Below are 24,754 nucleotides of genomic sequence, written 5' to 3' on the forward strand. Positions count from 1 at the left end.
TCCGCGGATGCTGGACGGGCTGAACCGGGCGTTGGCGGAGATCGAGTCACGCCTCGACCAACCCGTCGACGTGGCCGAGTTGGCGCGCCTCGCCGTGACGTCGGAGTACCACTTCCGGCGACTGTTCCGGGCGCTGGCCGGGCTGCCGCTGTCGGAGTACGTGCGGCGCCGGCGGCTCACGGTGGCCGGGGCGGAGGTACTGGCCGGGGAGCGGACGCTGTTGGAGATCGCGGTCCGCTACGGCTACGGCTCGGCCGAGGCGTTCGCGCGGGCGTTCCGGGCGATGCACGGCGTCGGTCCCGGCGAGGCCCGGCGGACCGGGGCCGCGTTGCGGTCGCAGCCGCGGATGTCCTTCCGGCTCGTGATCGAGGGGAATGGTGAGATGCGCTACCGGATCGTGGAGAAGGACCGCTTCCGGGTGGTCGGTTGGAAGGCCCGGGTGCCGATCGTGCACGAGGGCGAGAACGCGGCGATCGTCTCGTTCGTGCGGGGCATCGGGCGCGCGGCGTTGGACCGCCTCGCGGCGCTGTCCGACGGGGAGCCCGAAGGTCTGCTGCAGGTCTGCGACAGCGTGGAGACGGACCGTCCCGAGGGAACCGAGATCGACTTCTACCAGGGGGTGGTGACGGGCGCGGACGCGCCCGAGGGGCTCCCCGGCCTCGACGTGCTGGACGTTCCGGCCGGGACGTGGGCCGTGTTCGAGGCCACCGGGCCGGCGCCCGAGGCGTTCCAGTACCTGTGGCGTGACGCGTTCACGGAGTGGTTCCCGTCCAACCCGTACCGCAGCCGTCCGGGTCCCGAGCTCCTGAGCGTGCGCGGCGCGGAGGGGCGGCTCTGGCTGCCCGTGGAACGGGTGTGAGCCTTCCGGATGGGGCGGGTTCGTGGGGGGCTCGGTCTCCCGCTGCCGCGCCGGGCGGCCCGCGACGGATCGCCCGCCTCATGCCGCTAGCGTCGGGTAGTCGGTGTAGCCGGTCGGGCCACCCACGTACATCAACTGCCCGTCGCGGAGCGGGTTGAGGGGCGCCCCGAGGCGCAGGCGTGCGACGAGGTCGGGGTTGGCGATGAAGGCGCGGCCCAGCGCGATCACGTCGGCGCCCGCGGCCAGCAGCCGTTCGCCGGCCGCGCGGCCGCCGTCGGCGGGGAGCGGGCCGCCCCAGCCCAGGTTGGGGTTGGCCATCAGGGTGCCGGGCCAGCGCTTGGCGAGCTCCTGGTACAGGGCGTCGTCCGCGTCGGCGGAGACGACGTGGAGATAGCCGAGTTCGAGGTCGGATAGGGCGTCGACCAGGGCCGGGTAGAGCTCCTCGGTCTCGCCCTCGGCGATGCCGTTGACGGTGTTCCGCGGCGAGATCCGCAGGCCGACCCGGTCCTGGCCGATCGCCTCGGCGACGGCCCGGACCACCTCCACCGCGAACCGGACCCGGCCGGCGACGGAGCCGCCGTAGCCGTCGGTGCGGCGGTTGGTGTTGGCGGCCAGGAACTGGTGCAGCAGATGGCCGTTGGCCGCGTGCACCTCGACGCCCTCGAAGCCGGCGGCCCGGGCGTTGCGCGCGGCGGTGGCGAAGTCGGCGACGGTGGCGCGGATGTCGTCGAGGCTCATCTCGCGGGGCGTGACGGACGGTTGGCGGCCGGTCGGGGTGTGGATCGTCTCCGGCAGCGGGATCGGTGACGGGGCGACGGGGACCAGCCCGCTGGTATCCGGGTGCCCGACCCGGCCGCCGTGCTGGAGCTGCACGAACATCCGGCCGCCGGCGGACCGCACCGCGTCGGTGACCCGGCGCCAGCCGGCGACCTGGGCCTCGGTGTGCAGCCCCGGGATGTCGGGGTAGGTCTGGCCGGTCGCGTTGGGGGTGGTGGCCTCGGCGATGATCAGGCCGGCCGAGGCCCGCTGCGCGTAGTAGGTGACCATGAGGTCGCCCGGCACGCCGTCCGCGCCGGCGCGGTTGCGGGTCAGGGGCGCCATGACCAGGCGGTTGGGGAGGTCGAGCGGGCCGAGGCGGGTGGGTTCGAGGAGGGCGGCGGATTCCGGTGCGTGCGTCATGCCGGTACGGTAGAACTTGACATCAATGTCAGATTCAAGTCCGACTCTTCGCCGAGGAGGCACCATGCGCGTCGGTGAGCTGGCCCGCCGCACCGGGGTGAGCGAGCGTTCGCTGCGCTACTACGAGCAGCAGGGCCTGCTGCGTGCCGAGCGCACCCCGGGCGGCCACCGGGAGTACGGCGACTGGGCCGTGGACCGGGTGGTCCGGATCCAGGCGCTCTACGCGGCCGGGCTGAACAGCGCGACCATAGCGCGGCTGCTCCCCTGCATGCGCGACACGGACGGCGGCCTCTCGGAGCGCGGCGACGAGAAGCTGGTGGCCGAGCTGACCGCGCAGCGGCACCGCATCGACGGCCTGATCAGGGACCTGCTGCGCTCCCGCGACGTGTTGGACGAGGCGATCGACACGGCCTCGGCGGATCTCGCCCGCTGACCTCGCGCCCGGCCGTCGCCTCCCCCGGCCCTCGGTGCGAGGATGCGGTCGTTGGTCGCTGGTGTGCGCGACGAGGAGGGGTCGGCGGAATGCGAAGGAACAGGCTGGGCCGCAGCACGGTCGAGGTGACGGAGCTCGGCTGCGGCGGCGGGCCGCTCGGCGGCCTCTTCGCCTCGCTCGACGACGAGACCGCCGCGGCCACGCTGGCCGCGGCCTGGGACGCCGGGATCCGCTACTTCGACACCTCCCCGCACTACGGCATCGGCCACTCGGAGCGCCGCGTCGGTGCCTTCCTGCGCCACATGCCGCGCGCCGAGTTCATCCTCTCGACCAAGGTCGGCCGCCTCCTCGTCCCGCAGGACGCGGCGGGGCGCGTCGACGAGTTCCACGTGCCCGCCACCCACCGCCGGGTGTGGGACTTCTCCCGCGACGGCGTGCTCCGCAGCGTCGAGGACTCGCTCGCCCGCATGGGCGTCGACCGCGTCGACACGCTCTTCCTGCACGACGCCGAGGAGCACTTCGACGCGGCGCTGCGCACCGGCTACCCCGCGCTCGCCGAGCTGCGCGAGCAGGGCGTGGTGGGCGCCATCGGGGCCGGCATGTGGCACACCGGCATGCTCACCAGGCTGGTGCGGGAGACCGACGTCGACGCGGTGATGCTCTCCGGCCACTACACGCTGATCCAACACGGCGCCCTCGACGACCTGTTGCCGGCCTGCGCCGAGCGCGGCGTCTCCGTCCTCGCCGCCTCGGTCTTCAACTCGGGGCTGCTCGCCACCCCACGCCCCACCGAGGCCGCGACCTTCGACTACGCCCCCGCGTCGCCCGAGATCCTGCGCCGCGCCCACCGGGTGGCCGACGTCTGCGAGGCGCACGGCGTGACCCTGCCGCAGGCGGCGATGGCCTTCCCGCTGCGCCACCCGGTGGTCGCGGGCGTCGTGGTCGGCATGCGCTCCCCCGAGGAGGTCGAACGGAACGCCGCCCTGTTCGCCGCGGACGTCCCCGACTCGCTCTGGGACGACCTGCGCGCCGAGGGCCTCATCGACGAACGGGCGTGATCGTGATGGTTGAGGCCGTGACGAGAATCGAACCCACACAATGCGCTTTGCACTGGTCGCCGATGATCCGGAGAGCCGCCTCCCGCAGACCGTACGAACTGAAGGCCGTAGAACCGAGTGGATCCTCTTGGACGGGCGCGTACGCCGACAGGTCCAGAGGCCTATGCGAGGTAGCTGCCGCAACGAAGTTGTGATCCCTCGCCACCAAGCTCGGTGGCTAGAATACAGTCTCGACAATAAGTGAACTGTCCGGCGCAAGATCAGAGTTAGGACCAGGGCATCGTGGAAACGGGGCGGATTCTGTTCGGACTGTCAGCAGCACTGTTGGTCCCATGGGGGCTCGGCTGGCAGCGATCACGCCCCTACCTCATGGTCTTCTTCACCGTCCTCTACGGAAGTTACGCGATCGGACCATACCGAAGCGAGCAGAGACCTTGGCTAGCATTAGCCGCAATCACATTAGCCACTCTAGCCTTAATCCTTCTACAGAGCGCACCACGCACACCTTCGGTAACATTTTCAATCAGACTGTCTGTCGCCTCTGGTCCGGCGCCGACGGCAAGAAACATCGGGTTCGGCATGCTGGCGGCCGCAGCAATCTTGTCATGGTGGGCCGCCGGTCCAACCACTCGGGAGATGGGCGAAGCGCTGCTGCTGAACGACAGGGTGGCGATCTTTATGTCAACCGGGCTTGTTGCCGTGTTTGGCGGGGGAGCCTTAGCCAGGGCTGCGACCGCTCCAGTGCGGCGGGCGGTTGACGCGCTCCCCGAGGGCGACGCTCAACGTGGTCTCGCTGAAGACTTCATGATGGGCAGCCGCAGCATCGGCTTGCTGGAGAGAGGCCTCATGTTCGCCTTCCTAGCCGCCGGTCGACCTGAGGCCGCAGCGCTCGCCTTGACGGCCAAGTCCTTAGCGCGTGGTCCAGCATCCGACCATGGCAAGTATGCGTCTGAGTACTTCCTGCTCGGTACCCTGGCGAGTGTCATTGCTTCATTGGCCATGAGCATGACTGCTCGCGCGGCGGTCGGGCTGCCAGTCCTGTAGGAGGCGCGTTGGAGCTAAGCCAACATCCGCTCATCGAGAAGCTTCGCTCCCTCCAGTTGCCTGTCACGGACTTCGTCGTTGCCGGCAGTGGCCCGCTACTGGCCCATGGACTTCGCATGGACATCAGAGACCTGGATGTCGTGGCGCGGGGAGTCGCCTGGAAGTTTGTGCTCGATCTTGCCGACCCGATGATCCCCCCCTCCGGCTATGGCCACATGGTCGCGCTATTCGATGGAACCATTGAAATCTTCGACCGATGGCTCCCAGGCTCAAAAGAGCCTGACGAACTGATCGAAAAGGCGGAAATTATTGACGGAATTCCGTTCTGCCCTTTGCGGGAAGTTCTGGATTGGAAGCTGCGTTCGGCTCGACACAAGGATCGTACAGATATCCGAATCCTTGAAAAACACCTACGGAGCTAGCGCTACACGGAACCAACTCATCACACATCTGCATTGATAATGAGAGGCGATCGAGCCGCAGGCGCCAAGAAAACGACAGCATCTCTCGCTAATGCAATCTCTTCACCTTCGAATCCGCAAGACTTGAGGCCGTGACGAGAATCGAACTCGTGTAATTCGCTTTGCAGGCGAACCCCTGAACCACTCGGGCACACGGCCGGGCGCTTTCGCGTACTCACGACTCTGCCGCCCCACCGGTGGAGGGTCAACGGATCCGGGTGATCCGCAACGGGAACGGCACGGTGGTACACGCGCCGTTCATGAACGCCCCCGGCTCAGGGCCGGATCAGGAGCTGGAGTTCGAAGGTGTAGCGGGACGCGCGGTAGAGGTGGGCGCCGTACTCGACGGCCCGGCCGGTGTCGTCGAAGGCGGTGCGCTGCATGCTGAGCAGCGGGGCGCCCGGCGACTCGCCGAGGAGCGCGGCCTCCTCTGCGGTGGCGGCGCGGGCGCCGATGGACTGGCGGGCGCTGTGCAGGGCGGTGCCGGCGGCGCGCATCAGCCGGTAGAGGCCGGTGGCCTCCAGGTCGTCGCGGCCGAAGTCGTACAGCTCGCGGGGCAGGTAGTTGCACATGTGCGCCAGCGGCTCGCCGTGGGCGAGGCGGAGCCGCTCGACGCGCTGGGTCTCGGCCCCCTCGGCGATGCCGAGGGCGGCCGCGACCTCGGCCGGCGCCGGCACGGTGGCCACGTCGAGGACCCGGGTGGCCGGCCGCTGCCCGGCGGCCTCCAGGTCCTCGTACAGGCTGCTCAGCTCCAGCGGCCGCCGCACCTGGCTGTGCACGACCTGGGTGCCGACGCCGCGGCGGCGGACCAACAGGCCCTTGTCGACGAGGGCCTGGATGGCCTGGCGAACCGTGGGCCGGGAGAGGCCGAGCCGCGCGGCCAGGTCGATCTCGTTGCCGAGGCGGGTACCGGGTGACAGCCTGCCCTGCTCGATCGCCGCCTCGAGTTGCTGCGACAGCTGGTAGTAGAGCGGCACGGGGCTGTTGCGGTCGATGCTGAAACTCACGTCCACCGCGGTTCCCTCCTCGGTCATCGGGTGCTGAATATACGACCTCAGCGGTAGAAGGCCGGGCGGTCGACCATCTCCACGGCGACGCGCTGCCCGGTGCGTTGGGCCTCGACACCGGCCTCGCAGGCGGCGGCGACGGCGTAGCCGTCCCAGGCGCTCGGCCCGGTGACCTCCCCGCGCCGGGTCGCGTCGACCCACGCCTGCACCTCGCGGTCGTAGGCGTCGGCGAACCGCGCGATGTAGTCCTGCGCGATGGGCCCGCCCCAGCGGCCGGCGGTGTTGGTGAGCAGGCCGTGCGCCTCGCCGATGCGGGCGGTGCCGTTCTCGCAGACGGCCTCGGCCTGCACCTGGTAACCGAAGCCGGCGGTGGCGAAGATCTCGACGTCGACGAGGACGCCGGCGTCGGTCTCGAAGACGACGAGCTGCGGGTCGCCGATGCCGGCTGCGGCGTGCCGGCTCGGGGTGGGCCGCAGCACGGTGACGGCGGCGATCTCCTGGTCGAGCAGCCAGCGGGCGGCGTCGAACTCGTGCGCCACCGAGTCGTTGATCAGCATCGGCTCGGTGAAGTAGGAGTGGACCGAGACATTGCGGTGCCGGCAGTGCAGCATCAGGGCCCGGCCGAGCTCGCCGGCGGCCAGTACCTGCTTGAGTTGGGCGTACTCGGTGTCGTAGCGGCGCATGTAGCCGACCTGGATCCGGCGGGTGCCGTGCGCCTGCTCGGCTTCGAGGACGCGGAGGGCGCCGGCGGTGTCGGGGGTCATCGGCTTCTCGCACAGCACGGGCAACCCGCGGTCGAGCGCGGCGAGCAGCGTCTCCTCATGGGCCGGCCCCGGCGAGGCGATCAGCACGGCCTCGACGCCGGGCGCGTCCAGCGCGGCGGTGGCGTCGGCGTGCGCGGTACAACCGTCGATGCCGGCGGCGAGTCCCTTGGCCCTGGCCTCGTCCGGATCGGCGACGGCCATCACGCGGGCCCCGCTGACCACCTCATCGATCCGGCGGACGTGATCCGCGCCCATCGTTCCGGTCCCGATGACGGCGACGCCGAGCGTGTTCCTGGCCGTGGCGGTGGTGGTGCTGGTCATGCGCTGTGCACTGCCTTCTTCTCTAGAGATTCCATGAACTATCAACGAGCGAGCCGGGCCATTGGCCCGGGAAGAACCACCCCGGCCCCGCGAGGGGCCGGCTCCGGTTCGGGGGCTTCGCCCCCGAACCCCCGGCGCTCCCGGGCTTCGCCCGGGCCCCAGGGCTGCGGGACGGGCTGGCCCGAAGGGCTCGCGGGGCCCGGGCGAAGCCGCCAGGCCGCCCGCCGGGCCGGAGGCCCAGGCGCCCGGCCCGGAGCGCAGGGCCGGAACCACTGTCCCCAGCTCGCCAGGTCCCGGAGGACCAGGCGCCCGCGCGGGGCACAGCCTGGCAGGCGCCCCCTGAGCGTCCGCCCCGACGGCCGACCCTCCGGTCCCGGCCTGAACCCCACCCACCGGGCTGGGACCCAGGCGCTGCCCGTCCGGCGCGAGCCGGCCCGCCAAGCGCCGGACGGAACCAAGCCGTTCGGACCACCGATCCCACAGCGCCACAGGCCCCAGGGCCTGGAGCCCCGCGCACCCGGCGCGAGCCGGCCCGCAGGCCCGAGGCGAAGCCCCGGCGAGCCGGGCGGAGGCCCACCGGGCCTCGGGGCGAAGCCCCGTGGGCCCGTCGCCCGCGTGGAGGTGCGGACGTCCGGCGCGAGCCAGGGGGCCGGTCCCGGAACCGGGGACGCCCGCCCGCCGGGGTCCGGGGCGAAGCCCCGGGGGATCCGGCGTGGGTCCCGCCGCCCGAGTCCGGGGCGAAGCCCGGCCAGCCTGGCGGCGGCCCACCGGGCCTCGGGGCGAAGCCCCGTGGGCCCGTCGCCCGCGTGGAGGTGCGGACGTCCGGCGCGAGCCAGGGGGCCGGTCCCGGAACGGGGGCGCCCGCCCGGGTCCGGGGGCGAGCCCCGCGAGCCCTTCGGGCCGGCCGGCTCCGCAGCGCCACAGGGCCCGGGGCGAAGCCCCGGCCGGCCTGGCGGCGGCCCACCGGGCCCGGGCCGGAGGCACGGACCTCCGGCGCGAGCCGGGCATCCGCCCGCCGGGGGCCGGGGCGGAGCCCCGCACCCGCGGCGCGGTCCGCCGGGGGCCGAAGGCCCCCGGCGTGGTGGGCCCGCGCCGCCGCGCCGAGGCTTCGCGCCGCCGCGCCTAGGCCCCGCAGGAGGCCAGGAAGCGGCGCGTGCGGTGGGCGATGGGGAGTGGCTGGTCGGGTGCGCAGGGGTACATGTCCTGTTCGACGATGGCGAAGAGGTCCGTGCCGAGGCGTTGGGCCGCCGCCAGGACCGGTGGGAGGGCCGGGACGCCGGTCGGCGGTTCGCACATGACGCCGCGTTTCACGGCCGGCCCGAAGGGGACCTCGTCGGCGATGACGTCGGCGAGGATCGCGGGGTCGACCTGCTTGAGGTGGAGGTAGCCGATCCGCTCGCCGTAGGTCTCGATGAGCTTGACGCTGTCGCCGCCGCAGTAGGCGTAGTGGCCGGTGTCGAGGCACAGGTTGACGGCCGCGGAGTCGGTCGCGTCGAGGAAGCGGGTGACGTGCTCCTCGGTGGCGATGTGGGTGTCGGCGTGCGGGTGGACGACGATGTCGAGGCCGAACTCGTCGCGGACGGCGCGGCCGAGGCGTTCCATGCCGGTGGCGAGGTCGGCGAAGCCGGCGGCGGTGAGCTCGGGTTCGTCGGTGCGTTCGCCGGTCACCGGGTCGCGCCAGAACTCGGGGATGACCACGAGGTGGCCGGCGCCGACGGCCCGGGTGAGGGTGGCGACCTTCGCCACGTGGGCCCAGGTCTCGTCCCAGACGGCCGGGCCCCGGTGCAGGGCGGTGAAGACCGTGCCGGCCGAGACCCGCAGTTCGCGGCGGCTCAACTCGTCGCGCAGCACGGCGGGGTCGGTGGGGAGGTAGCCGTAGGGGCCGAGTTCGATCCACGGGTAGCCGGCCTCGGCGACCTCGTCGAGGAAGCGGTGCCAGGGCGTCTGCCGGGGGTCGTCGGGGAACCAGACGCCCCAGGAGTCGGGGGCCGAGCCGACCCTGATCCGGTCCAGTACCGGCGCGTCGCTCATGGTGCGGAGTCTCCTGTCAGTTCGTGGCGCAGCTCGTCCAACTCGGCGCCGCCGGCCATCTGGTGGGTGAGGTGGTCGAGGTCGACGTCGGCCCGGTCGGCGCTGAGTTCGACGGTGCCGAGCCGCAGCACCGTGAAGTGGTCGCCGACGAGGTACGCGTGGTGCGGGTTGTGGGTGATGAAGACGACGCCGAGGCCGCGTTCGCGGGCGGCGGCGACGTAACGCAGCACGACGCCCGACTGTTTGACGCCGAGCGCCGCGGTCGGTTCGTCGAGGATCAGGACCCGGGCGCCGAAGTGGACGGCGCGGGCGATGGCCACGGACTGCCGTTGGCCGCCGGAGAGCGAGCCGACGGGCTGGTCGACGTCGTCGAGGACGATGCCCATGGCGCGCAGTTCGGCGTCGGCGACGGACCGCATGCGGGGGATGTCGAGACGCTGGAACGGCCAGCGGCCACGGGTGAGTTCGGAGCCGAGGAAGAAGTTGCGCCAGACCGGCATCAGGGTGACGGTGGCGAGGTCCTGGTAGACGGTGGCGATGCCGCGGTCGAGGGCGTCGCGGGGCGTGGAGAACCGGGCCGGTTCGCCGTCGACGAGGAGTTCGCCGGTGGTGTGCCGGTGCAGCCCGGAGATGATCTTGATGAGGGTCGACTTGCCGGCGCCGTTGTCGCCGAGGACGCAGGAGACGCGGCCCGCGTGGACGGCGAGGTCGACGTCGCGCAGGGCGTGGATGTTGCCGTAGGACTTGCCGACGGCACGGAGTTCAACGATGGGAGCCATGGTCGTCACCTCCGGGTGGCCTGGCGTCGGACCCACAGGTTGAGCAGCACGGCGAGCAGCAGCATGGCGCCGAGGAAGAACATGAACCAGTCGGGGTCCCAGTTGGCGTAGACGATGCCCTGGTTGGCCATGCCGAACAGGAAGGCGCCGATGGCCGGTCCGGCGATCGAGCCGTAGCCGCCGGTCAGCAGGCAGCCGCCGATGACGGCGGCGGCGATGTAGAGGAGTTCGTTGCCGATGCCGCCGTTGGACTGGACGGTGTTGAACGCGAACAGCTGGTGCATGCCGACGAACCAGGCGGCGAGGCCGACGGTCATGAAGAGGCTGATCCGCACGAACGCCACGGGCACGCCCACGGCGCGAGCGCTCTCCGGGTTGCCGCCGACCGCGAAGACCCAGTTGCCGTAGCGGGTGCGCAGCAGCACCCAGGTGGCGAGGGCGGCGAAGCCGAGCCACCACAGGACGCTGATCCGCAGTTGGGTGTCGCCGATGGTGAGGGTGGCGGCGAAGACGGCGCGGGCCTGGTCGAAGCCGTCCATGTCGCGGATGGAGTCGGTGGCGACGTTGCCGGTGATCCCCTTGGTGACGGCGAGGTTGAGGCCCTGGAGCATCAGGAAGGTGGCCAGGGTGATCAGGAAGCTGGGCAGTTTGGTGCGGACCAGCAGCACGCCGTTGAGGGCGCCGATGGCGAGCGAGAGGACGAGCGCGACCAGCACCCCGGACCAGACGTTCAGGGTGAGTTGGAAGGCGAACATGCTGGCGGTGAGCGCGGAGGTGGTGACGGCGACGCCGGCCGACAGGTCGAACTCGCCGCCGATCATCAGCAGGGCGACGGCGACGCCCATGATGCCGAGGGTGGACGCCTGGTAGAGGACGGTGGAGAGGGAGTCGAGCTGCCGGAAGGTGGGCGCGACGGCGTAGAAGAGCGCGTAGACGGCGGCGGCGCCGACCAGCGCGCCCATCTCGGGGCGGCCGAGGAGCCGGCGGAGCGGGGAGCGGCGGGTGGTGCGCCCGTCGGCGTCGCCGCGCCGCCGGGGCGCGGCGGCGGGTTCCACGGTGGTGTCAGCGGTCATGTCGTGGCTCAACTCCCCGCTCACCTGGTGCCGTTGGCGGCGAACTCGGCGACGTCGGCGACGTTGTCGCGGTCGACGAAGGCGGGTCCGGTGAGGACGGGTTCGACGCCGCCGCCGCTGACGTTGCCGTTGGCGGCGTACAGCCAGAGGGCATCGACGGCCAGGTAGCCCTGGAGGTAGGGCTGTTGGTCGACGGCGAACTCGATGTCGCCGTCCTCGATGGCGGTGACCAGTTCGGGGTTGAGGTCGAAGGTGGCGATCGCCGCGTCGCTGCCGGCGCCGGACACGGAGTCGACGGCGGCGAGCGCGTAGGGGGCGCCGAGGGTGGCGACGTAGTCGATGGAGCCGTCCTGGCGGAGCTTGGCCTCGATGGTGGAGCGGACGGCCGGCAGGTCGGCGCCGTCGACGTACAGGGTCTCGGTCTCGCCCTCGAAGGTCTCGGCGAGGCCGCCGCAGCGCTGTTCCTGCGAGATGTTGCCCTGTTCGTGGATGACGCAGACGGTGTGCCGGGCGTCGAGCTCGTTGAGCCGGTCGCCGAAGGCGCGGCCGGCGACGCCCTCGTCCTGGCCGAAGTAGGAGAGCAGGCCGGCGTCCTGCCAGGCGGGGAGGCCGGAGTTGAGGCCGACGACGGGGATGCCGGCGGCCTGCGCCTCGGCTATGGCGTCGGCCAGCGCCTCGGGGTCGGCCATGGTGAGGGCGATGCCGTCGACGTCCTGGTCGACGGCATTCTCGATGAGGCTGGCCTGGCCGGCGGCGCTGGGGTCGGACGAGTAGATGAGCTCGGCGTTGTCCTTGCTCGCGGCGTCCTCGGCTCCCTTGCGGACGATGTCCCAGAAGGTGTCGCCGCGTCCGCCGTGGGTGATCATGGCGATCCTGATGCGGGGGGTGTCGGCCTGGCCGGCGGCGAGCCCGTCCGCCTCCTCCTGGGCGCGTCTGCCGCCGGACTCGCTGGAGCACGCGGCGACGAGCAGCAGGGCCGTGGCGCAGCCCGCCGCGAGCAGGGGGCGACTGATCCGGTTCATCGTTCCTACCTCACTTCGGTGTGAGCGTGGAGGGTTGGTGGAGGCGGGTCGCAGTGGGGAGCAAACCGCCGGGTGGCCTCGCCTGTCAATGGATTGTCAGGACAACACTTCATCTTTACGTCTTCGAGATGTCCATATGTAAAGACAAACCATTGACAGGCGAGGCCGACTGGGCCGACGCTGGGGGCGGCGCGAACACGGCGACCACACACCGGGACGGCGGAGGGAGAGCGCGGATGACGACGGTCGGGACAGCACTCGACGTCATCACCATGGGGCGCATCGGGGTCGATATCTACCCGCTGCAGACGGGCGTGCCACTGGCGGAGGTCGAATCGTTCGGCAAATTTCTCGGCGGCTCCCCGACGAACGTGGCCGTCGCCGCCGCCCGCCTCGGCCGGGCCGCCGCCGTGATCAGCCGAACGGGGGACGACCCGTTCGGCGAGTACTGCCATCGCGCGCTGCGGGAGTTCGGCGTGGACGACCGGTGGGTGACGGCGGTGCCCGAGTACCCGACGCCCGTCACCTTCTGCGAGATCTTCCCGCCCGACGACTTCCCGCTCTACTTCTACCGGCTGCCCAAGGCACCCGATCTGGTGATCCACGCCGACGAACTCGACCTGGCCGCCGTCCGGTCGGCGCGGATCTTCTGGATGAGCGGCACCGGCCTGTGCGAGGAGCCGAGCCGGAGCGCGACGCTCGCCGCGCTCGCCGCCCGCGCCGAGGGCGGCCGGGCCGCCGACCAGGTCGCCACGGTCTTCGACCTGGACTGGCGGCCCATGTTTTGGAAGAGCGGGGCCTGGAAGGGCGGGGCCCGGGGGGACGGCTCGCCCGAGGCCGCGCGCCCGGTCTACCGCGCGGCGCTGGCCCACGCCACCGTCGCCGTGGGCAACCTGGACGAGTGCGAGGTGGCCACCGGCGTCCGCGAGCCGCGCGCCTGCGCCGAGGCGCTGCTGGCGGCCGGCGTGGAGCTGGCCGTCGTCAAGCAGGGGCCCGCCGGGGTGCTGGCCGTGCACCGGGACGGCACCGTGGTCGAGGCCCAGCCGCACCCCGTCGAGGTGGTCAACGGCCTCGGCGCCGGGGACGCGTTCGGCGGCGCCCTCTGTCACGGGCTGCTGGCCGGCTGGGACCTCCACCGGCTGACCCGGTTCGCCAACGCGGCGGGCGCGCTGGTCGCCGGCCGGCTCGCGTGCTCGTCCGCCATGCCCCACCCCCACGAGGTCGAGGAGTTGCTCGGCGGCGGCCCGGCCGACCGCGGCACCGACCGGGAAGGAATCCTTCCGTGAGCATCAGCATCTCGGAGCTCGTCACGGTACGCAGCCGACATCCCGAGGCCATCGCCGAGGCCGCGGCGCGCCGGGCCCGCCGCCCGCTGCTCGGCGAGAGCGGCCGGCTGATGATCATCGCCGCCGACCACCCGGCGCGCGGCGCGCTCGCGGTCGGCGGCCAGCGGCTCGCCATGGCCAACCGGGTGGAGCTGCTGGAGCGGCTCACGCTCGCGCTCGCCCAACCGGGCGTCGACGGGGTGCTGGCCACCGCCGACGTCCTGGACGACCTGCTGCTGCTCGGCGCGCTCGACGGCAAGGTGGTGCTCGGCTCGATGAACCGCGGCGGCCTCGCCGGCGCCTCGTTCGAGCTCGACGACCGGTTCACCGGGCACCGCCCCGAGGACATAGCGCGCCTCGGCTTCGACGCCGGCAAGCTGCTGCTGCGCGTGGACTACTCGGATCCCGGGTCGCTGGAGACGCTGCACAGCACGGCCCGGGTGATCGACGAGATGGCGCGCCGCCGGCTGCCGGTGTTCGTCGAGCCCTTCATCTCCCGTCGAATAGCGGGCAGGTTGACCAATGACCTGAGCGCCGAGGCCGTCGCCACGTCCATCGCCATCGCCTCTGGCCTGGGCGGCACCTCCGCCTACACCTGGCTGAAGGTGCCGGTCACCGCCGACCCCGACGACATGGCGCGGGTGATGGAGACCTCGACGCTGCCGGCGGTGCTGCTCGGCGGCGAGGTGACCGGTGACCAGGACGGGCTCTACGAGAAGTGGCGCAAGGCGCTGCGGCTGCCCACCGTCCGGGGCCTGGTGGTGGGCCGCTCACTGCTCTACCCGCCGGACGGGGACGTGGCCGGCGCCGTCCGCACCGCCGCGGGGCTGCTCTAGGTCCCGTCCGACACCCCAACCGTTCCGCGCAAGCCGACAGCCATCGAAGGAGAGGTCGTCGACGGTGACACCCCCGAGCGCCCCTTCCCCACGCCACCACCTGCCGGCCGGCAGCGCCGCCGCCGGCCCCTACACCCTGGACATCAGCCCGGAGTCGGCCGGTTGGGGCTACTCCAGCCTGCGCGTGCTGCCGCTCGCGCCCGGCGGCACCCACCGCTTCGCGACCGGCGACAGCGAGTGGATCGTGCTGCCGCTGGCCGGCGGCTGCGTCGTGGAGGCCGCCGGCGAGCGGTTCGAACTGCGCGGCCGCAGCGGCGTGTTCGCCGGCCTGACGGACTTCGCCTACGTGCCGAGGGACGCCCAGGTGACGGTCTCCTCGACCGCCGGCGGCCGGTTCGCGCTCACCGGCGCCCGCTGCGCGCGCCGGCTGCCGGCCCGACACGTCACGGCCGACCGGGTGCCGGTCGAGCTGCGCGGCGCCGGCTCGTGCAGCCGCCAGGTCAACAACTTCGCGGCGGCCGACGTGTTCGAGGCCGACCGGCTGATCGCCGTCGAGGTGCTGACGCCCGGCGGCAACTGGTCCTCGTACCCGCCGCACAAGCACGACGAGTCGCGTCCCGGCGAGGAGTCGGAGCTGGAGGAGATCTACTACTTCGAGATCGACGCCGCCGAGGGGAACCCGGCGGCCGAGGGCCTCGGCTACCAGCGGGTCAGCCCCTCGGGGCACGGCCGCGGCACCGACGTGCTCGCGGAGGTCCGCACCGGGGACGCGGTGGTCATCCCGGACGGCTGGCACGGCCCGTCGATCGCCGCGCCCGGGCACGACATGTACTACCTCAACGTGATGGCCGGGCCCGACCCCGACCGCGCCTGGCTGATCCGCGACCATCCGGACCACGCCTGGATCAGGGGCAGTTGGCACCACCAGGAGACCGACCCCAGGCTCCCCAGGTACCGCACGCAGGAGAACGGGGAGGCCGCCCGATGAGCGGAACCGTCCGACTGACCGTCGCCCAGGCCCTGGTGCGGTTCCTCGCCAGGCAGTACACCGAGCGGGACGGCCGCAGGCACCGACTCGTCGCCGCCTGTTGGGGCATCTTCGGGCACGGCAACGTGGCCGGCGTCGGGCAGGCGCTGGTGGCGAGCGGCCAGGGCCCCGGCGCCGAACTCCCCTTCTTCCAGGGCCGGAACGAGCAGGCCATGGTGCACGCCGCGGTGGGCTACGCGCGGCAGCGCGACCGGCTCTCGGCGCACGCCGTCACCACCTCCATCGGCCCGGGCGCCACCAACCTGGTGACCGGCGCCGCCCTCGCCACCATCAACCGGCTCCCGGTGCTGCTGCTGCCCGGCGACACCTTCGCCACCCGGCCGGCCGACCCGGTGCTCCAGCAGCTCGAACACCCGGGCGCGGGCGACGTGTCGGTCAACGACGCGCTGCGGCCCGTTTCCCGCTGGTTCGACCGGGTGCACCGCCCGGAGGCGCTGGTCCCGGCCGCCCTCCAGGCCATGCGGGTGCTCGCCGACCCGGTGGAGACGGGCGCCGTCACGCTGGCGCTGCCGCAGGACGTGCAGGCCGAGGCCTTCGACTGGCCCGAGGAGTTCTTCGCCGAGCGGGTGTGGCGGGTGCCGCGCCCGGCGCCCGACGCGGACGCGCTGGCCGAGGCGGTCACCGCGATCCGCGCCGCCCGCCGGCCGCTGATCGTCGCCGGCGGCGGCGTGCACCACAGCGAGGCCGAGGAGGCGCTGCGGTCCCTGGCCGACGCCACCGGCATCCCGGTGGCCTCCACCCAGGCCGGCAAGGGCTCGCTGCGCCACGACCACCCGTGCGACGTGGGCGGCATCGGCCACACCGGCACGGCCGCCGCCAACGAACTGGCCCGCGCCGCCGACCTGGTGATCGGCGTGGGCACCCGCTACTCGGACTTCACCACCGCCTCCGCCACCCTGTTCGCCGACCCCGGCGTGCGCTTCGTCAACCTCACCATCGCCCCGTACGACGCGCACAAGCTGGCCGGCCTCCCCCTGGTCGCGGACGCCAGGGCCGGCCTCACGGCGCTGACCTCGGCGCTGGCCGGGCACCGCGTCGAGGACGGGTACGCGGCCGGCTACCGGGCGGCCAAGGAACGCTGGGAGACGGTCGTCGGCGCCGCGTTCGCCCCGGAGAAGGAGAGCGACCGGCCGACCCAGACCCAGGTGCTCGGCGCGCTGGACGCGGTCGTCGGCGACGAGGACGTGGTGATCAACGCGGCCGGCTCGATGCCGGGCGACCTGCACAAGCTGTGGCGGGCCAGGTCGCGCCGCCAGTACCACGTGGAGTACGGCTACTCCTGCATGGGCTACGAGATCCCGGCCGCGCTCGGCGTGAAGCTGGCCGCGCCGGAGCGCGTGGTGTGGGCGCTGGTCGGCGACGGCACCTATCTGATGGGGCCGACCGAGCTGGTGACGGCCGTGCAGGAGGGCCGGCACCTGGTCCTGGTGCTGGTGCAGAACCACGGCTACGCCTCGATCGGCGGGCTGTCCGAGCTGACCGGCGCCGAACGCTTCGGCACCGCCTACCGCTTCCGGACGCCGGACGGCACCTTCACGGGCGAGCCGCTCCCCGTCGACCTGGCCGCCAACGCCGCCTCCCTCGGGCTCACGGTGCTGCGCGCCACCACGTACGCCGAGCTGCGCGCGGCGCTGGCCGAGGCACGCGAGGCCCGGGGCCCGGTCTGCGTCCATGTGGAGACGGACCCGGCGGACACCGCGCCGCCGGCCCAGGCGTGGTGGGACGTGCCGGTGGCGGCCGTCGCCGACCGGCCGGCGGCGCGCCGGGCGCGGGAGGCGTACGAGCGCGGCGCGGCGGCGCGCCGCCGGCACCTGTAGGCCACCGGATCGACTCGGAGCGAGGGAAGGCACCACCGTGAAGACCATCGGACACTTCATCGACAACAAGCCCGTGCCGGGCGCCTCGGGGCGGTTCGGCCCGGTCTGGGACCCGGCGACCGGCGAGCAGGCGGGGCGGGTCGCGCTGGCCTCGGCCGCCGAGGTGGACGCGGCGGTGGCGGCGGCCGTCGCGGCGCACCGGTCGTGGGGCGGGTACTCGTTGGCCAGGCGCACCGCGCTGCTGTTCCGCTACCGGGAGCTGCTGGTGGCGCGGCGCGACGAGTTGGCGGCGCTGATCACCGCCGAGCACGGCAAGGTCCACGGCGACGCGCTCGGCGAGGTGGCGCGCGGCCTGGAGATCGTCGAACTGGCCTGCGGCATCACGGAGAAGCTGAAGGGGGAGCTGTCCACGCAGGTGTCGACGGGCGTGGACGTGGCGTCGATCAGGCAGCCGCTGGGCGTGGTGGCGGGCATCACGCCGTTCAACTTCCCCGCGATGGTGCCGCTGTGGATGTTCCCGGTGGCGATCGCCTGCGGCAACACGTTTGTGCTGAAGCCGAGCGAGAAGGACCCGTCGGCAGCCCTGCTGTTGGCCGAGCTGGCGGCCGAGGCCGGTTTCCCCGAGGGCGTGTTGAACGTGGTCAACGGCGACCGGGAGGCCGTGGAGCGGCTGTTGGCGCATCCGGACGTGGCGGCGGTCAGCTTCGTCGGTTCCACGCCGGTGGCGCGGGCGATCCACCGCGGCGCGGTGGAGCACGGCAAGCGGGTGCAGGCGCTGGGCGGCGCGAAGAACCACATGCTGGTGCTGCCGGACGCCGACCTGGACGTGGCGGCGGACGCGGCGGTCAGCGCGGCCTACGGCTCGGCCGGCGAGCGCTGCATGGCGGTGTCCGTGGTCGTCGCGGTGGGCGAGGAGACCGGCGACGCGCTGGTGGCGCGGATCGCGGAGCGGGCGCGCGCGCTGGTGATCGGGCCCGGCGACGACCCGGCGTCCGAGATGGGCCCGCTGATCACCGCGGAACACCGGGAGAAGGTGGCGTCCTATGTGCGGGGCGCGGCCGCGCAGGGCGCCGAGGTGGTGGTCGACGGCACGGGGTTGACGGTGCCCGGGCACGAGGCGGGCTTCTTCCTCGGGGTGTCGCTGCTCGACCGGGTGTCGCGGGAGATGGACGCCTACCGGGACGAGATCTTCGGCCCGGTGCTGTGCGTGGTGCGGGCCGGCGACTACGAGGAGGCGATCGCGCTGATCAACTCCTCGCCGTGGGGCAACGGTTCGGCGATCTTCACCCGGGACGGCGGGACCGCGAGGCGGTTCCAGCTGGAGGTCGAGGCCGGCATGGTCGGGGTGAACGTGCCGATCCCGGTGCCGGTGGGCTACCACTCGTTCGGCGGCTGGAAGGAGTCGCTCTTCGGCGACCACCACGTCTACGGCGAGGACGGGGTGCGCTTCTACACGCGCGGCAAGGTCGTCACCACCCGCTGGCCGGAGCCGGCGGAGAGCGCGGTCAACCTCGGCTTCCCGAACCACACCTGATGCGCTTGTCGGTTCAGCGGTTCATCGGCTTCATCTAGGGAACGCGACAGCCGTCACCGTTACGCGCCTTACCCGTCACAGATGATCAACAGGCCCGGCCCCGGCGTCACCGTGCGTCGTTCTCGGGGGCAGTGGCCCACTGGTTATCCACGGAGCCCCGTCGGACGGCGGGGCGAGGGAGGTGCGTAGAGATGACGGACCGCGAACTCTGGTCGTACCGGGAGATCGCCGCCCACATCCAGGTGCAGCCGGACACCGTCCGTTCCTACCGGAAGCACGGCCTGCTGCCCCCGCCCGACGTGGTGGAGGGCGGCCGGCCCTTCTGGTACCCGGACACCATCAGGGAGTGGGTGCGGCGGCGTCCCGGGAACCGGCGCCGCTGAACAGCCGGGCGAGGCAGGCGACGAGGACCGAGATCCCACAGGCGATCAGCACCGAGGGCAGCGTGCCGCCGAGCGCCCCGGCGCCCCAGTAGCCGAGGGCGACGGAGTAGGAGGCCCAGACCGCCTGGGCGATGCCCATGCCCAGCAGGTAGCGGCGGGCCGGGAAGTCGACGAGCGCGGCGGTGAGTCCGCCGATGACCCGGCCACTCGGCAGGAACCGCGCGCCCACCACGAACGGCAAGCCGTGGGCGTGCATCCGCTCCCCGGTCCACTGGAGCGCGGCCCGCCGCCGGGCCGACCGGCCGAGCCAGCCGAGCGCCCGGCCGCGGGCGAGCCGGCCGACGGCGAAGATCACCGCGTCCCCGGCGAGCGCGCCCGCCGCGGCCGCCAACACCACCAGCGGCAGACTGAGTTCCCCCGCGTGGACCATGGCGCCCGCGGAGGCGATCAGCGCGGCGTTGGGCAGATAGGGCGGCGCGCTGGTGAGTACCAGCAGCGCGTACATCCACAGAGCGCCATCCATCCCGCGTGTTCCTCCCGCCGTGCAACCTGTCAGTAGAAGTTGACACGTGTCGGCGACGGGAGGGAAGAGCGCCAGGAGCGTTCCCGGGACGATGCCGGGTCCCCCTTAGGGGCACCCCCGATCGCTATACCCCGGGCGGGTATATAGTCGGAGCCGGACCGACAGTCGTTGGAAGCGAGGCGATCGCCATGAGCGAGACCATCACCTACCGGGTCTCCGGGATGAGCTGCGGACACTGCGAGAAGGCCGTCTCGGCCGAGATCGGCGCCCTGCCGGGCGTCACGGACGTCTCCGCGACCGCGGACACCGGCCTGGTCACCGTGGTGACCGAGACCCCCGTCACGGACGACGCGATCCGCACGGCCGTGGACGAGGCGGGCTACGAGCTCGTCGACCGCGCGTAGTCGCGGCGCTCCTCGCAAACCAGGCACCGGGGGCCTGGCGGCCCCCGTGCCGGCACGCTGCGCTCGGCCCGGGCGGGGGCATCGAGGCCTGGCGGCCTCGGGCCGCGACGCGATGCGTCAGCCCGACCGGGCACGCCGGGGGCAACACCCCGACCGCCAGCGCGAGCCAGACACCGGGACCCGGCGCCCCCGCGCCGGTGCACCGCGCTCGGCATCGACCGGGGGCGTCGGGGCCCGCCGGCCCCGGACCGCAACGGCCCGGCACCCCCTACGCCGGTGCGCCGCGCTCGGCTCGAGCGCGGCGTCGAGGCCTGGCGGCCTCGGGCCGCGACGCAGCGCGTCAGCACGATCCGGGCACGCCCGCCCGACCGTCGGCGCGAGCCGGACGTCGGAGCCCGGCGGCCCTCGCGCCGGCGTGCCAGGCCGCCGCGCTCGGCATCGGTCGGGGGAAACTCGGGTCGCGACACGGCGTCCAGTCCGATCCGGGCGCACCAAGGGCGGCGCCCCAACTGCGGGCGCGGGCCCAAAGGGCCCGCAGCGCCACGCCGGCGCGCCGCACTCCACCTTGACCGGGAGATCGCGGCCCCGGGCCGTGTGACCGTCAACAGCCCCGTCCCGGCCGGGCGGAGCCCAGCCACGGGCGGCGCCGCCCATGCCCAGCGCCGCAGTCCGGCACGGGGCCGCCAGGCCCCGATGCCCCCACCCAGCCAGAGCGCCACGCTCCGACCGCCAGGCGCCGGCGCCGCCGCTCAGGCCAAGCGCAGCGACCCGGCGCCGTCGCCCAGGCCGAGCGCAGCGACCCCGCATCGCCGGAAATGAAAAGCGCCCCGCCGACGGGTCCCCCCACAGGGCCCGGCGCGGGGCGCTTCCTGCCGCCCGCTCAGAGCGTCCCCCCACGGGACCCCGGCTGGACGGCCGCCGGCGTGGATCCAGCCGAATCCGCGCCAACGTCGACGGGTTAGACCGACGAGACCGTGGAAAGTTGCACGACCAGATATGTGACCTGCGTCACATATCCGCGCCGCGCCACCATGTCACAGCGACCAGCGTCACCGCTGCTCGACCGGCAGGTAGTCCCGCTCGACGACGCCCGTGTAGACCTGGCGCGGACGGCCGATCCTGGTGGTCGGGTCGGTGATCATCTCGTGCCACTGGGCGATCCAGCCCGGCAGCCGGCCCAGCGCGAACAGCACGGTGAACATGCTGGTCGGGAAGCCCATGGCCCGGTAGATCAGGCCGGTGTAGAAGTCGACGTTCGGGTACAGGTTGCGCGAGACGAAGTAGTCGTCGCTGAGGGCGTGCTCCTCCAGCTTCAGGGCGATGTCCAGCAGTTCGTCGGACTTGCCGAGCGCCGAGAGCACGTCGTGCGCGGCCGCCTTGATGATCTTCGCGCGGGGGTCGAAGCTCTTGTAGACGCGGTGCCCGAAGCCCATCAGGCGGACGCCCCGCTCCTTGTTCTTCACCCGGCGGATGAAGGCGTCCACGTCGCCGCCGTCGGCCTGGATGGCCTCCAGCATCTCCAGCACCGCCGCGTTGGCGCCGCCGTGCAGGGGGCCCCAGAGCGCGTTGATGCCGGCGGAGATGGAGACGAACAGGTTGGCCTGCGAGGAGCCCACCATGCGGACCGTGGAGGCGGAGCAGTTCTGCTCGTGGTCGGCGTGCAGGATCAGCAGCTTGTCCAGCGCGTTGGTGACCACCGGGTCGAGCTCGTAGTCCTCGGCCGGTACGGAGAACGTCATCCGCAGGAAGTTCTCCACGTACCCGAGGTCGTTACGCGGGTAGACGACGGGCTGGCCGATGGCCTTCTTGTAGGCGTAGGCGGCGATCGTCGGCAGCTTGGCGAGCAGCCGGATGGTGGAGATGTGGCGCTGCCGCTCGTCGAACGGGTTGTGGCTGTCCTGGTAGAAGGTGGACAGCGCGCTGACCACGGAGGTCAGCATCGCCATCGGGTGGGCGTCCGTCGGGAAGCCGTCGAAGAAGCGCTTCACGTCCTCGTGGAGGAGCGTGTGCTTGGTGATCTCGCCCTGGAAGGTGGCCAGCTCGTCCACCGTCGGTAGCTCGCCGTTGATGAGCAGGTAGGCCGTCTCGATGAACGAGCCGCGCTCCGCGATCTGCTCGATCGGATACCCACGGTAGCGAAGGATGCCCTTCTCGCCGTCCAGGTAGGTGATCTCCGATTTACACGTGGAGGTGTTTCCGAAACCGGAGTCCAGGGTCACCAGACCGGTCTGGGCCCGGAGCTTGCTGATGTCGAAGCCACGGTCACCCACCGTGCTCTCTACCACCGGGTAGCGGTACTCGTCTTTTCCGTACCGCACGAACACTGCGTCGTCCGCGTTGCCTGCGCTGTCGCTGATGCGGTTTTCGCTCACGTCATCCCTCACCGACGTTGTGCCTCTTCTTCGAGGTGCCCTGACTCCCTCCTACTGTCCCCCATCTGGGCGCAGAATGTGCACTCGGGGTCGGCCAAGTGGCCATTTTCTGGCACGGCGTGCCGCGCGAATGCGGATTTTTACGGGCGCTCCGGACGAAGAATTTTGCCCGCGAGGCGGGCGTCGAGGGCCGTGCAGCGGCTGCCGGCCGAGACCGAGCGCACGGCCTGCCCGAGGGCCCGCCGCGAGCCCACGAGCACCACGAGCTTCTTGGCGCGGGTGACGGCCGTATACAGCAGGTTCCGCTCCAACATCATCCAGGCACTCATCGTGACCGGGATGACCACGCAGGGGTACTCGCTGCCCTGCGAGCGGTGGATGGTGACGGCGTACGCGTGGGACAGCTCGTCGAGCTCGGCGAAGTCGTAGGGGACCTCCTCGTCCTCGTCGGTGAGCACGGTGAGCCGCTGCTCGTCCAGGTCGAGCCCGGTGACCACGCCGACCGTGCCGTTGAAGACGCCGTTGCGCCCCTTGTCGTAGTTGTTCCTGATCTGGGTGACCTTGTCGCCGACGCGGAACACCCGGCCGCCGAAGCGCTTCTCCGGCAGCCCGGGCCTGGCCGGGGTGACGGCCTGCTGGAGCAGCCCGTTGAGCACGCCGGCGCCGGCCGGGCCGCGGTGCATCGGGGTGAGCACCTGCACGTCGCGGCGCGGGTCGAGGCCGAACTTCGCCGGCACCCGGCGGGCGGCCACGTCGACGGCGAGCCGCCCGGCCTCCTCGGTCTCCTCCTCGACGAAGAGGAAGAAGTCGGCCAGGCCCGAGGTGACCGGCGGGATCCCCGAGTTGATCCGGTGCGCGTTGGTGACCACGCCCGACTGCTGGGCCTGCCGGAAGATCCTGGTCAGCCGAACGGCCGGCACCGGGCTGTCGGGGGCGAGCAGGTCGCGCAGCACCTCGCCGGCGCCCACCGACGGCAGCTGGTCCACGTCCCCCACGAGCAGCAGGTGGGCGCCGGGTGCCACCGCCTTGACCAGCTTGTTGGCCAGCAGCAGGTCGAGCATGGACGCCTCGTCCACCACCACCAGGTCGGCGTCGAGCGGGCGGTCCCGGTCGAAGGCCGCGTCGCCGCCGGGCTTGAGCTCCAGCAGCCGGTGCACCGTGGACGCCTCGGCTCCGGTGAGCTCGGCGAGCCGCTTGGCGGCCCGGCCGGTGGGCGCGGCGAGCAGCACCTTGGCCCGCTTGGCGCGGGCCAGCTCGACCACCGAGCGGACCGTGAAGGACTTGCCGCAGCCGGGGCCGCCGGTGAGCACCGCGACCCTGCGGGTGAGCGCGAGCCGCACCGCCTCCTCCTGCTCGGGCGCGAGCTCGGCGCCGGTGCGGCCGGCCAGCCAGGACAGCGCCTTGGCCCAGTCCACGTCCTGGAAGGCGGCGAGCCGGTCCTCGTCCGCCGCGAGCAGCCGGCGCAGCTGCCCGGCCAGCGACAGCTCGGCGCGGTGGAAGGGCACCAGGTAGACGGCGGTGACGGTGGAGTCCTCGCCCTGCCCGTCCGGGTGCGGCACCTTCTCGCGCGCCAGGCCCTCCGGGTCCTCGGCGAGCTCGCCGAGGCACTCGATGACGAGGCCAGTGTCCACCTGGAGCAGCTTCACCGCGTCCGAGATCAGCCGCTCCTCGGGCAGATAGCAGTGGCCCTGGTCGGTGGCCTGCGACAGGGCGTAGGACAGGCCGGCCTTGACCCGCTCCGGGCTGTCGGCCGGTATGCCCACGGCGCGGGCGATCCGGTCGGCGGTGAGGAAGCCGATGCCCCACACGTCGGCGGCGAGCCGGTAGGGCTGGTTCTTCACCACGGAGATGGAGGCGTCGCCGTACTTCTTGTAGATCCGGACGGCGATGGAGGTGGAGACCTCCACGCTCTGCAGGAAGACCATCACCTCCTTGATGGCCTTCTGCTCCTCCCAGGCGGCGGCGATCAGCGCGGTGCGCTTGGGGCCGAGCCCGGGCACCGCGATCAGCTTGCGCGGGTCCTCCTCGATGACGTCGAGGGTGGCCGTGCCGAAGTGGTCGACGATGCGCTCGGCGGTCTTCGGGCCGATGCCCTTGATGAGGCCCGAGCCGAGGTAGCGGCGGATGCCCTGCACGGTCGCGGGCAGCACCGTCGTGTAGTTCTCCACGGTGAACTGCCGGCCGTAGCTGGGGTGTGAGCCCCAACGGCCGGTCATCCGCAGCGACTCGCCCACCTGGGCGCCGAGCAGCGAGCCGACCACCGTCAGCAGCTCGCCGCTCCCCCGGCCGGTGTCCACCCGGGCGACCGTGTAGCCGTTCTCCTCGTTGGCGTAGGTGATGCGCTCCAGGACCCCTTCGAGCACCACCGCGCCGTGTGACACGCCCTGCGACACCCCTTGCGACATGGCACCGACGGTAGCCGCCGGCGGTGACACCCCGCGGCCGGCCGTCCACAGCCGAGAGGAGTTGGACTATTTTCCG

Annotated in this window: 22 protein-coding genes and 1 tRNA gene; 12 read left to right on the top strand and 11 right to left on the bottom strand. The window is 72.4% G+C overall.

Features of this window, described 5'->3' with window-relative positions:
* Positions 1-7 precede the first annotated feature (7 nt).
* On the top strand, positions 8-859 hold the full coding sequence (locus RNC47_RS07845) for an AraC family transcriptional regulator (protein ID WP_311596790.1): 852 nt from the start codon (positions 8-10) through the stop codon (positions 857-859).
* Positions 860-937: 78 nt separating this feature from the next.
* On the opposite strand, the gene RNC47_RS07850 is transcribed toward RNC47_RS07845, so the two are convergent.
* The gene (locus RNC47_RS07850) at positions 938-2,038 is read right to left on the bottom strand and encodes an alkene reductase (protein ID WP_311596791.1); all 1,101 of its coding nucleotides are present in this window, start codon (positions 2,036-2,038) and stop codon (positions 938-940) included.
* 64 nt (positions 2,039-2,102) lie between these two features.
* Between RNC47_RS07850 and RNC47_RS07855 the strand changes: the two genes are divergently transcribed.
* The 4 genes from RNC47_RS07855 (at position 2,103) to RNC47_RS07870 (ending at position 4,995) form a co-directional block, all read left to right on the top strand.
* Positions 2,103-2,471 carry a MerR family transcriptional regulator gene (locus RNC47_RS07855; protein ID WP_311596794.1) on the top strand — a complete coding sequence of 123 codons (369 nt, stop codon included), beginning with the start codon at positions 2,103-2,105 and terminating at the stop codon, positions 2,469-2,471.
* An 89-nt stretch (positions 2,472-2,560) separates the two neighbouring features.
* Entirely contained in the window at positions 2,561-3,529 is a 969-nt protein-coding gene (locus RNC47_RS07860; protein ID WP_311596796.1) for an aldo/keto reductase, read from the top strand.
* A 636-nt stretch (positions 3,530-4,165) separates the two neighbouring features.
* The gene (locus RNC47_RS07865; protein ID WP_311596797.1) at positions 4,166-4,573 is read left to right on the top strand and encodes a hypothetical protein; all 408 of its coding nucleotides are present in this window, start codon (positions 4,166-4,168) and stop codon (positions 4,571-4,573) included.
* A gap of 116 nt (positions 4,574-4,689) precedes the next feature.
* Complete coding sequence (locus RNC47_RS07870) at positions 4,690-4,995, top strand: hypothetical protein (protein ID WP_311596799.1); 306 nt, start codon at positions 4,690-4,692, stop codon at positions 4,993-4,995.
* A 126-nt stretch (positions 4,996-5,121) separates the two neighbouring features.
* On the opposite strand, the gene RNC47_RS07875 is transcribed toward RNC47_RS07870, so the two are convergent.
* The 7 genes from RNC47_RS07875 to RNC47_RS07905 all read right to left on the bottom strand — a co-directional run bounded on the left by RNC47_RS07875 (position 5,122) and on the right by RNC47_RS07905 (position 12,031).
* Positions 5,122-5,193: transfer RNA gene (locus RNC47_RS07875), tRNA-Cys, on the bottom strand.
* Between the two features lie 116 nt (positions 5,194-5,309).
* Positions 5,310-6,068, bottom strand: a complete 759-nt coding sequence (locus tag RNC47_RS07880; RefSeq protein WP_311596801.1) for a GntR family transcriptional regulator — start codon at positions 6,066-6,068, stop codon at positions 5,310-5,312.
* Between the two features lie 20 nt (positions 6,069-6,088).
* A complete protein-coding gene (locus RNC47_RS07885; RefSeq protein WP_311596803.1) occupies positions 6,089-7,126 on the bottom strand; it encodes a Gfo/Idh/MocA family protein in 1,038 nt (345 codons plus the stop codon).
* 1,122 nt (positions 7,127-8,248) lie between these two features.
* Positions 8,249-9,157, bottom strand: a complete 909-nt coding sequence (locus RNC47_RS07890; protein ID WP_311596805.1) for a sugar phosphate isomerase/epimerase family protein — start codon at positions 9,155-9,157, stop codon at positions 8,249-8,251.
* Positions 9,154-9,936 (bottom strand): ATP-binding cassette domain-containing protein, encoded by a 783-nt coding sequence (locus RNC47_RS07895; protein ID WP_311596807.1) that lies wholly within the window; start codon positions 9,934-9,936, stop codon positions 9,154-9,156. The genes RNC47_RS07890 and RNC47_RS07895 overlap by 4 nt, the downstream gene beginning before the upstream one ends.
* Before the next feature lie 5 nt (positions 9,937-9,941).
* Positions 9,942-11,009 carry an ABC transporter permease gene (locus RNC47_RS07900; RefSeq protein ID WP_311596809.1) on the bottom strand — a complete coding sequence of 356 codons (1,068 nt, stop codon included), beginning with the start codon at positions 11,007-11,009 and terminating at the stop codon, positions 9,942-9,944.
* A 20-nt stretch (positions 11,010-11,029) separates the two neighbouring features.
* The gene (locus RNC47_RS07905; RefSeq protein WP_311596811.1) at positions 11,030-12,031 is read right to left on the bottom strand and encodes a substrate-binding domain-containing protein; all 1,002 of its coding nucleotides are present in this window, start codon (positions 12,029-12,031) and stop codon (positions 11,030-11,032) included.
* A 236-nt stretch (positions 12,032-12,267) separates the two neighbouring features.
* Here RNC47_RS07905 and iolC point away from each other — a divergent pair, with 236 nt between their 5' ends.
* The 6 genes from iolC to RNC47_RS07935 all read left to right on the top strand — a co-directional run bounded on the left by iolC (position 12,268) and on the right by RNC47_RS07935 (position 18,974).
* The gene (iolC, locus tag RNC47_RS07910) at positions 12,268-13,317 is read left to right on the top strand and encodes a 5-dehydro-2-deoxygluconokinase (protein ID WP_311596812.1); all 1,050 of its coding nucleotides are present in this window, start codon (positions 12,268-12,270) and stop codon (positions 13,315-13,317) included.
* On the top strand, positions 13,314-14,192 hold the full coding sequence (locus RNC47_RS07915; RefSeq protein ID WP_311596814.1) for a Cgl0159 family (beta/alpha)8-fold protein: 879 nt from the start codon (positions 13,314-13,316) through the stop codon (positions 14,190-14,192). Before iolC ends, RNC47_RS07915 begins: the two co-directional genes overlap by 4 nt.
* Positions 14,193-14,256: 64 nt before the next feature.
* Positions 14,257-15,180 (top strand): 5-deoxy-glucuronate isomerase, encoded by a 924-nt coding sequence (gene iolB / locus RNC47_RS07920; RefSeq protein ID WP_311596815.1) that lies wholly within the window; start codon positions 14,257-14,259, stop codon positions 15,178-15,180.
* Entirely contained in the window at positions 15,177-17,057 is a 1,881-nt protein-coding gene (gene iolD / locus RNC47_RS07925; protein WP_311596817.1) for a 3D-(3,5/4)-trihydroxycyclohexane-1,2-dione acylhydrolase (decyclizing), read from the top strand. Before iolB ends, iolD begins: the two co-directional genes overlap by 4 nt.
* A 37-nt stretch (positions 17,058-17,094) precedes the next feature.
* Complete coding sequence (locus RNC47_RS07930) at positions 17,095-18,591, top strand: CoA-acylating methylmalonate-semialdehyde dehydrogenase (protein WP_311596819.1); 1,497 nt, start codon at positions 17,095-17,097, stop codon at positions 18,589-18,591.
* Between the two features lie 191 nt (positions 18,592-18,782).
* Positions 18,783-18,974 carry a MerR family transcriptional regulator gene (locus tag RNC47_RS07935; protein ID WP_311596821.1) on the top strand — a complete coding sequence of 64 codons (192 nt, stop codon included), beginning with the start codon at positions 18,783-18,785 and terminating at the stop codon, positions 18,972-18,974.
* Here RNC47_RS07935 and RNC47_RS07940 read toward each other — a convergent pair.
* Positions 18,931-19,497 (bottom strand): DedA family protein, encoded by a 567-nt coding sequence (locus RNC47_RS07940; RefSeq protein WP_311596824.1) that lies wholly within the window; start codon positions 19,495-19,497, stop codon positions 18,931-18,933. The two genes, RNC47_RS07935 and RNC47_RS07940, sit on opposite strands and share 44 nt — an antisense overlap.
* Before the next feature lie 188 nt (positions 19,498-19,685).
* Between RNC47_RS07940 and RNC47_RS07945 the strand changes: the two genes are divergently transcribed.
* Complete coding sequence (locus tag RNC47_RS07945) at positions 19,686-19,901, top strand: heavy-metal-associated domain-containing protein (RefSeq protein ID WP_311596826.1); 216 nt, start codon at positions 19,686-19,688, stop codon at positions 19,899-19,901.
* A 1,049-nt stretch (positions 19,902-20,950) separates the two neighbouring features.
* Here RNC47_RS07945 and RNC47_RS07950 read toward each other — a convergent pair.
* Both RNC47_RS07950 and recD2 read right to left on the bottom strand, forming a co-directional pair.
* On the bottom strand, positions 20,951-22,273 hold the full coding sequence (locus RNC47_RS07950; protein WP_311596827.1) for a citrate synthase: 1,323 nt from the start codon (positions 22,271-22,273) through the stop codon (positions 20,951-20,953).
* 140 nt (positions 22,274-22,413) lie between these two features.
* Complete coding sequence (recD2, locus tag RNC47_RS07955; RefSeq protein ID WP_311596828.1) at positions 22,414-24,678, bottom strand: SF1B family DNA helicase RecD2; 2,265 nt, start codon at positions 24,676-24,678, stop codon at positions 22,414-22,416.
* Positions 24,679-24,754 lie beyond the last annotated feature (76 nt).

The sequence above is a fragment of the Streptomyces millisiae genome (assembly GCF_031845425.1).
GTDB classification, from domain to species: domain Bacteria; phylum Actinomycetota; class Actinomycetes; order Streptomycetales; family Streptomycetaceae; genus Streptomyces; species Streptomyces millisiae.

Bases quoted from the DNA above. Each gene is read 5' to 3' on its own strand.
- RNC47_RS07845 (WP_311596790.1), top strand. From the start codon at position 8: ATGCTGGACGGGCTGAACCGGGCGTTGGCGGAGATCGAGTCACGCCTC.
- RNC47_RS07850 (WP_311596791.1), bottom strand. From the start codon at position 2,038: ATGACGCACGCACCGGAATCCGCCGCCCTCCTCGAACCCACCCGCCTC.
- RNC47_RS07855 (WP_311596794.1), top strand. From the start codon at position 2,103: ATGCGCGTCGGTGAGCTGGCCCGCCGCACCGGGGTGAGCGAGCGTTCG.
- RNC47_RS07860 (WP_311596796.1), top strand. From the start codon at position 2,561: ATGCGAAGGAACAGGCTGGGCCGCAGCACGGTCGAGGTGACGGAGCTC.
- RNC47_RS07865 (WP_311596797.1), top strand. From the start codon at position 4,166: ATGGGCGAAGCGCTGCTGCTGAACGACAGGGTGGCGATCTTTATGTCA.
- RNC47_RS07870 (WP_311596799.1), top strand. From the start codon at position 4,690: ATGGACATCAGAGACCTGGATGTCGTGGCGCGGGGAGTCGCCTGGAAG.
- RNC47_RS07880 (WP_311596801.1), bottom strand. From the start codon at position 6,068: ATGACCGAGGAGGGAACCGCGGTGGACGTGAGTTTCAGCATCGACCGC.
- RNC47_RS07885 (WP_311596803.1), bottom strand. From the start codon at position 7,126: ATGACCAGCACCACCACCGCCACGGCCAGGAACACGCTCGGCGTCGCC.
- RNC47_RS07890 (WP_311596805.1), bottom strand. From the start codon at position 9,157: ATGAGCGACGCGCCGGTACTGGACCGGATCAGGGTCGGCTCGGCCCCC.
- RNC47_RS07895 (WP_311596807.1), bottom strand. From the start codon at position 9,936: ATGGCTCCCATCGTTGAACTCCGTGCCGTCGGCAAGTCCTACGGCAAC.
- RNC47_RS07900 (WP_311596809.1), bottom strand. From the start codon at position 11,009: ATGACCGCTGACACCACCGTGGAACCCGCCGCCGCGCCCCGGCGGCGC.
- RNC47_RS07905 (WP_311596811.1), bottom strand. From the start codon at position 12,031: ATGAACCGGATCAGTCGCCCCCTGCTCGCGGCGGGCTGCGCCACGGCC.
- iolC (WP_311596812.1), top strand. From the start codon at position 12,268: ATGACGACGGTCGGGACAGCACTCGACGTCATCACCATGGGGCGCATC.
- iolD (WP_311596817.1), top strand. From the start codon at position 15,177: ATGAGCGGAACCGTCCGACTGACCGTCGCCCAGGCCCTGGTGCGGTTC.
- RNC47_RS07935 (WP_311596821.1), top strand. From the start codon at position 18,783: ATGACGGACCGCGAACTCTGGTCGTACCGGGAGATCGCCGCCCACATC.
- RNC47_RS07940 (WP_311596824.1), bottom strand. From the start codon at position 19,497: ATGGATGGCGCTCTGTGGATGTACGCGCTGCTGGTACTCACCAGCGCG.
- RNC47_RS07945 (WP_311596826.1), top strand. From the start codon at position 19,686: ATGAGCGAGACCATCACCTACCGGGTCTCCGGGATGAGCTGCGGACAC.
- recD2 (WP_311596828.1), bottom strand. From the start codon at position 24,678: ATGTCGCAAGGGGTGTCGCAGGGCGTGTCACACGGCGCGGTGGTGCTC.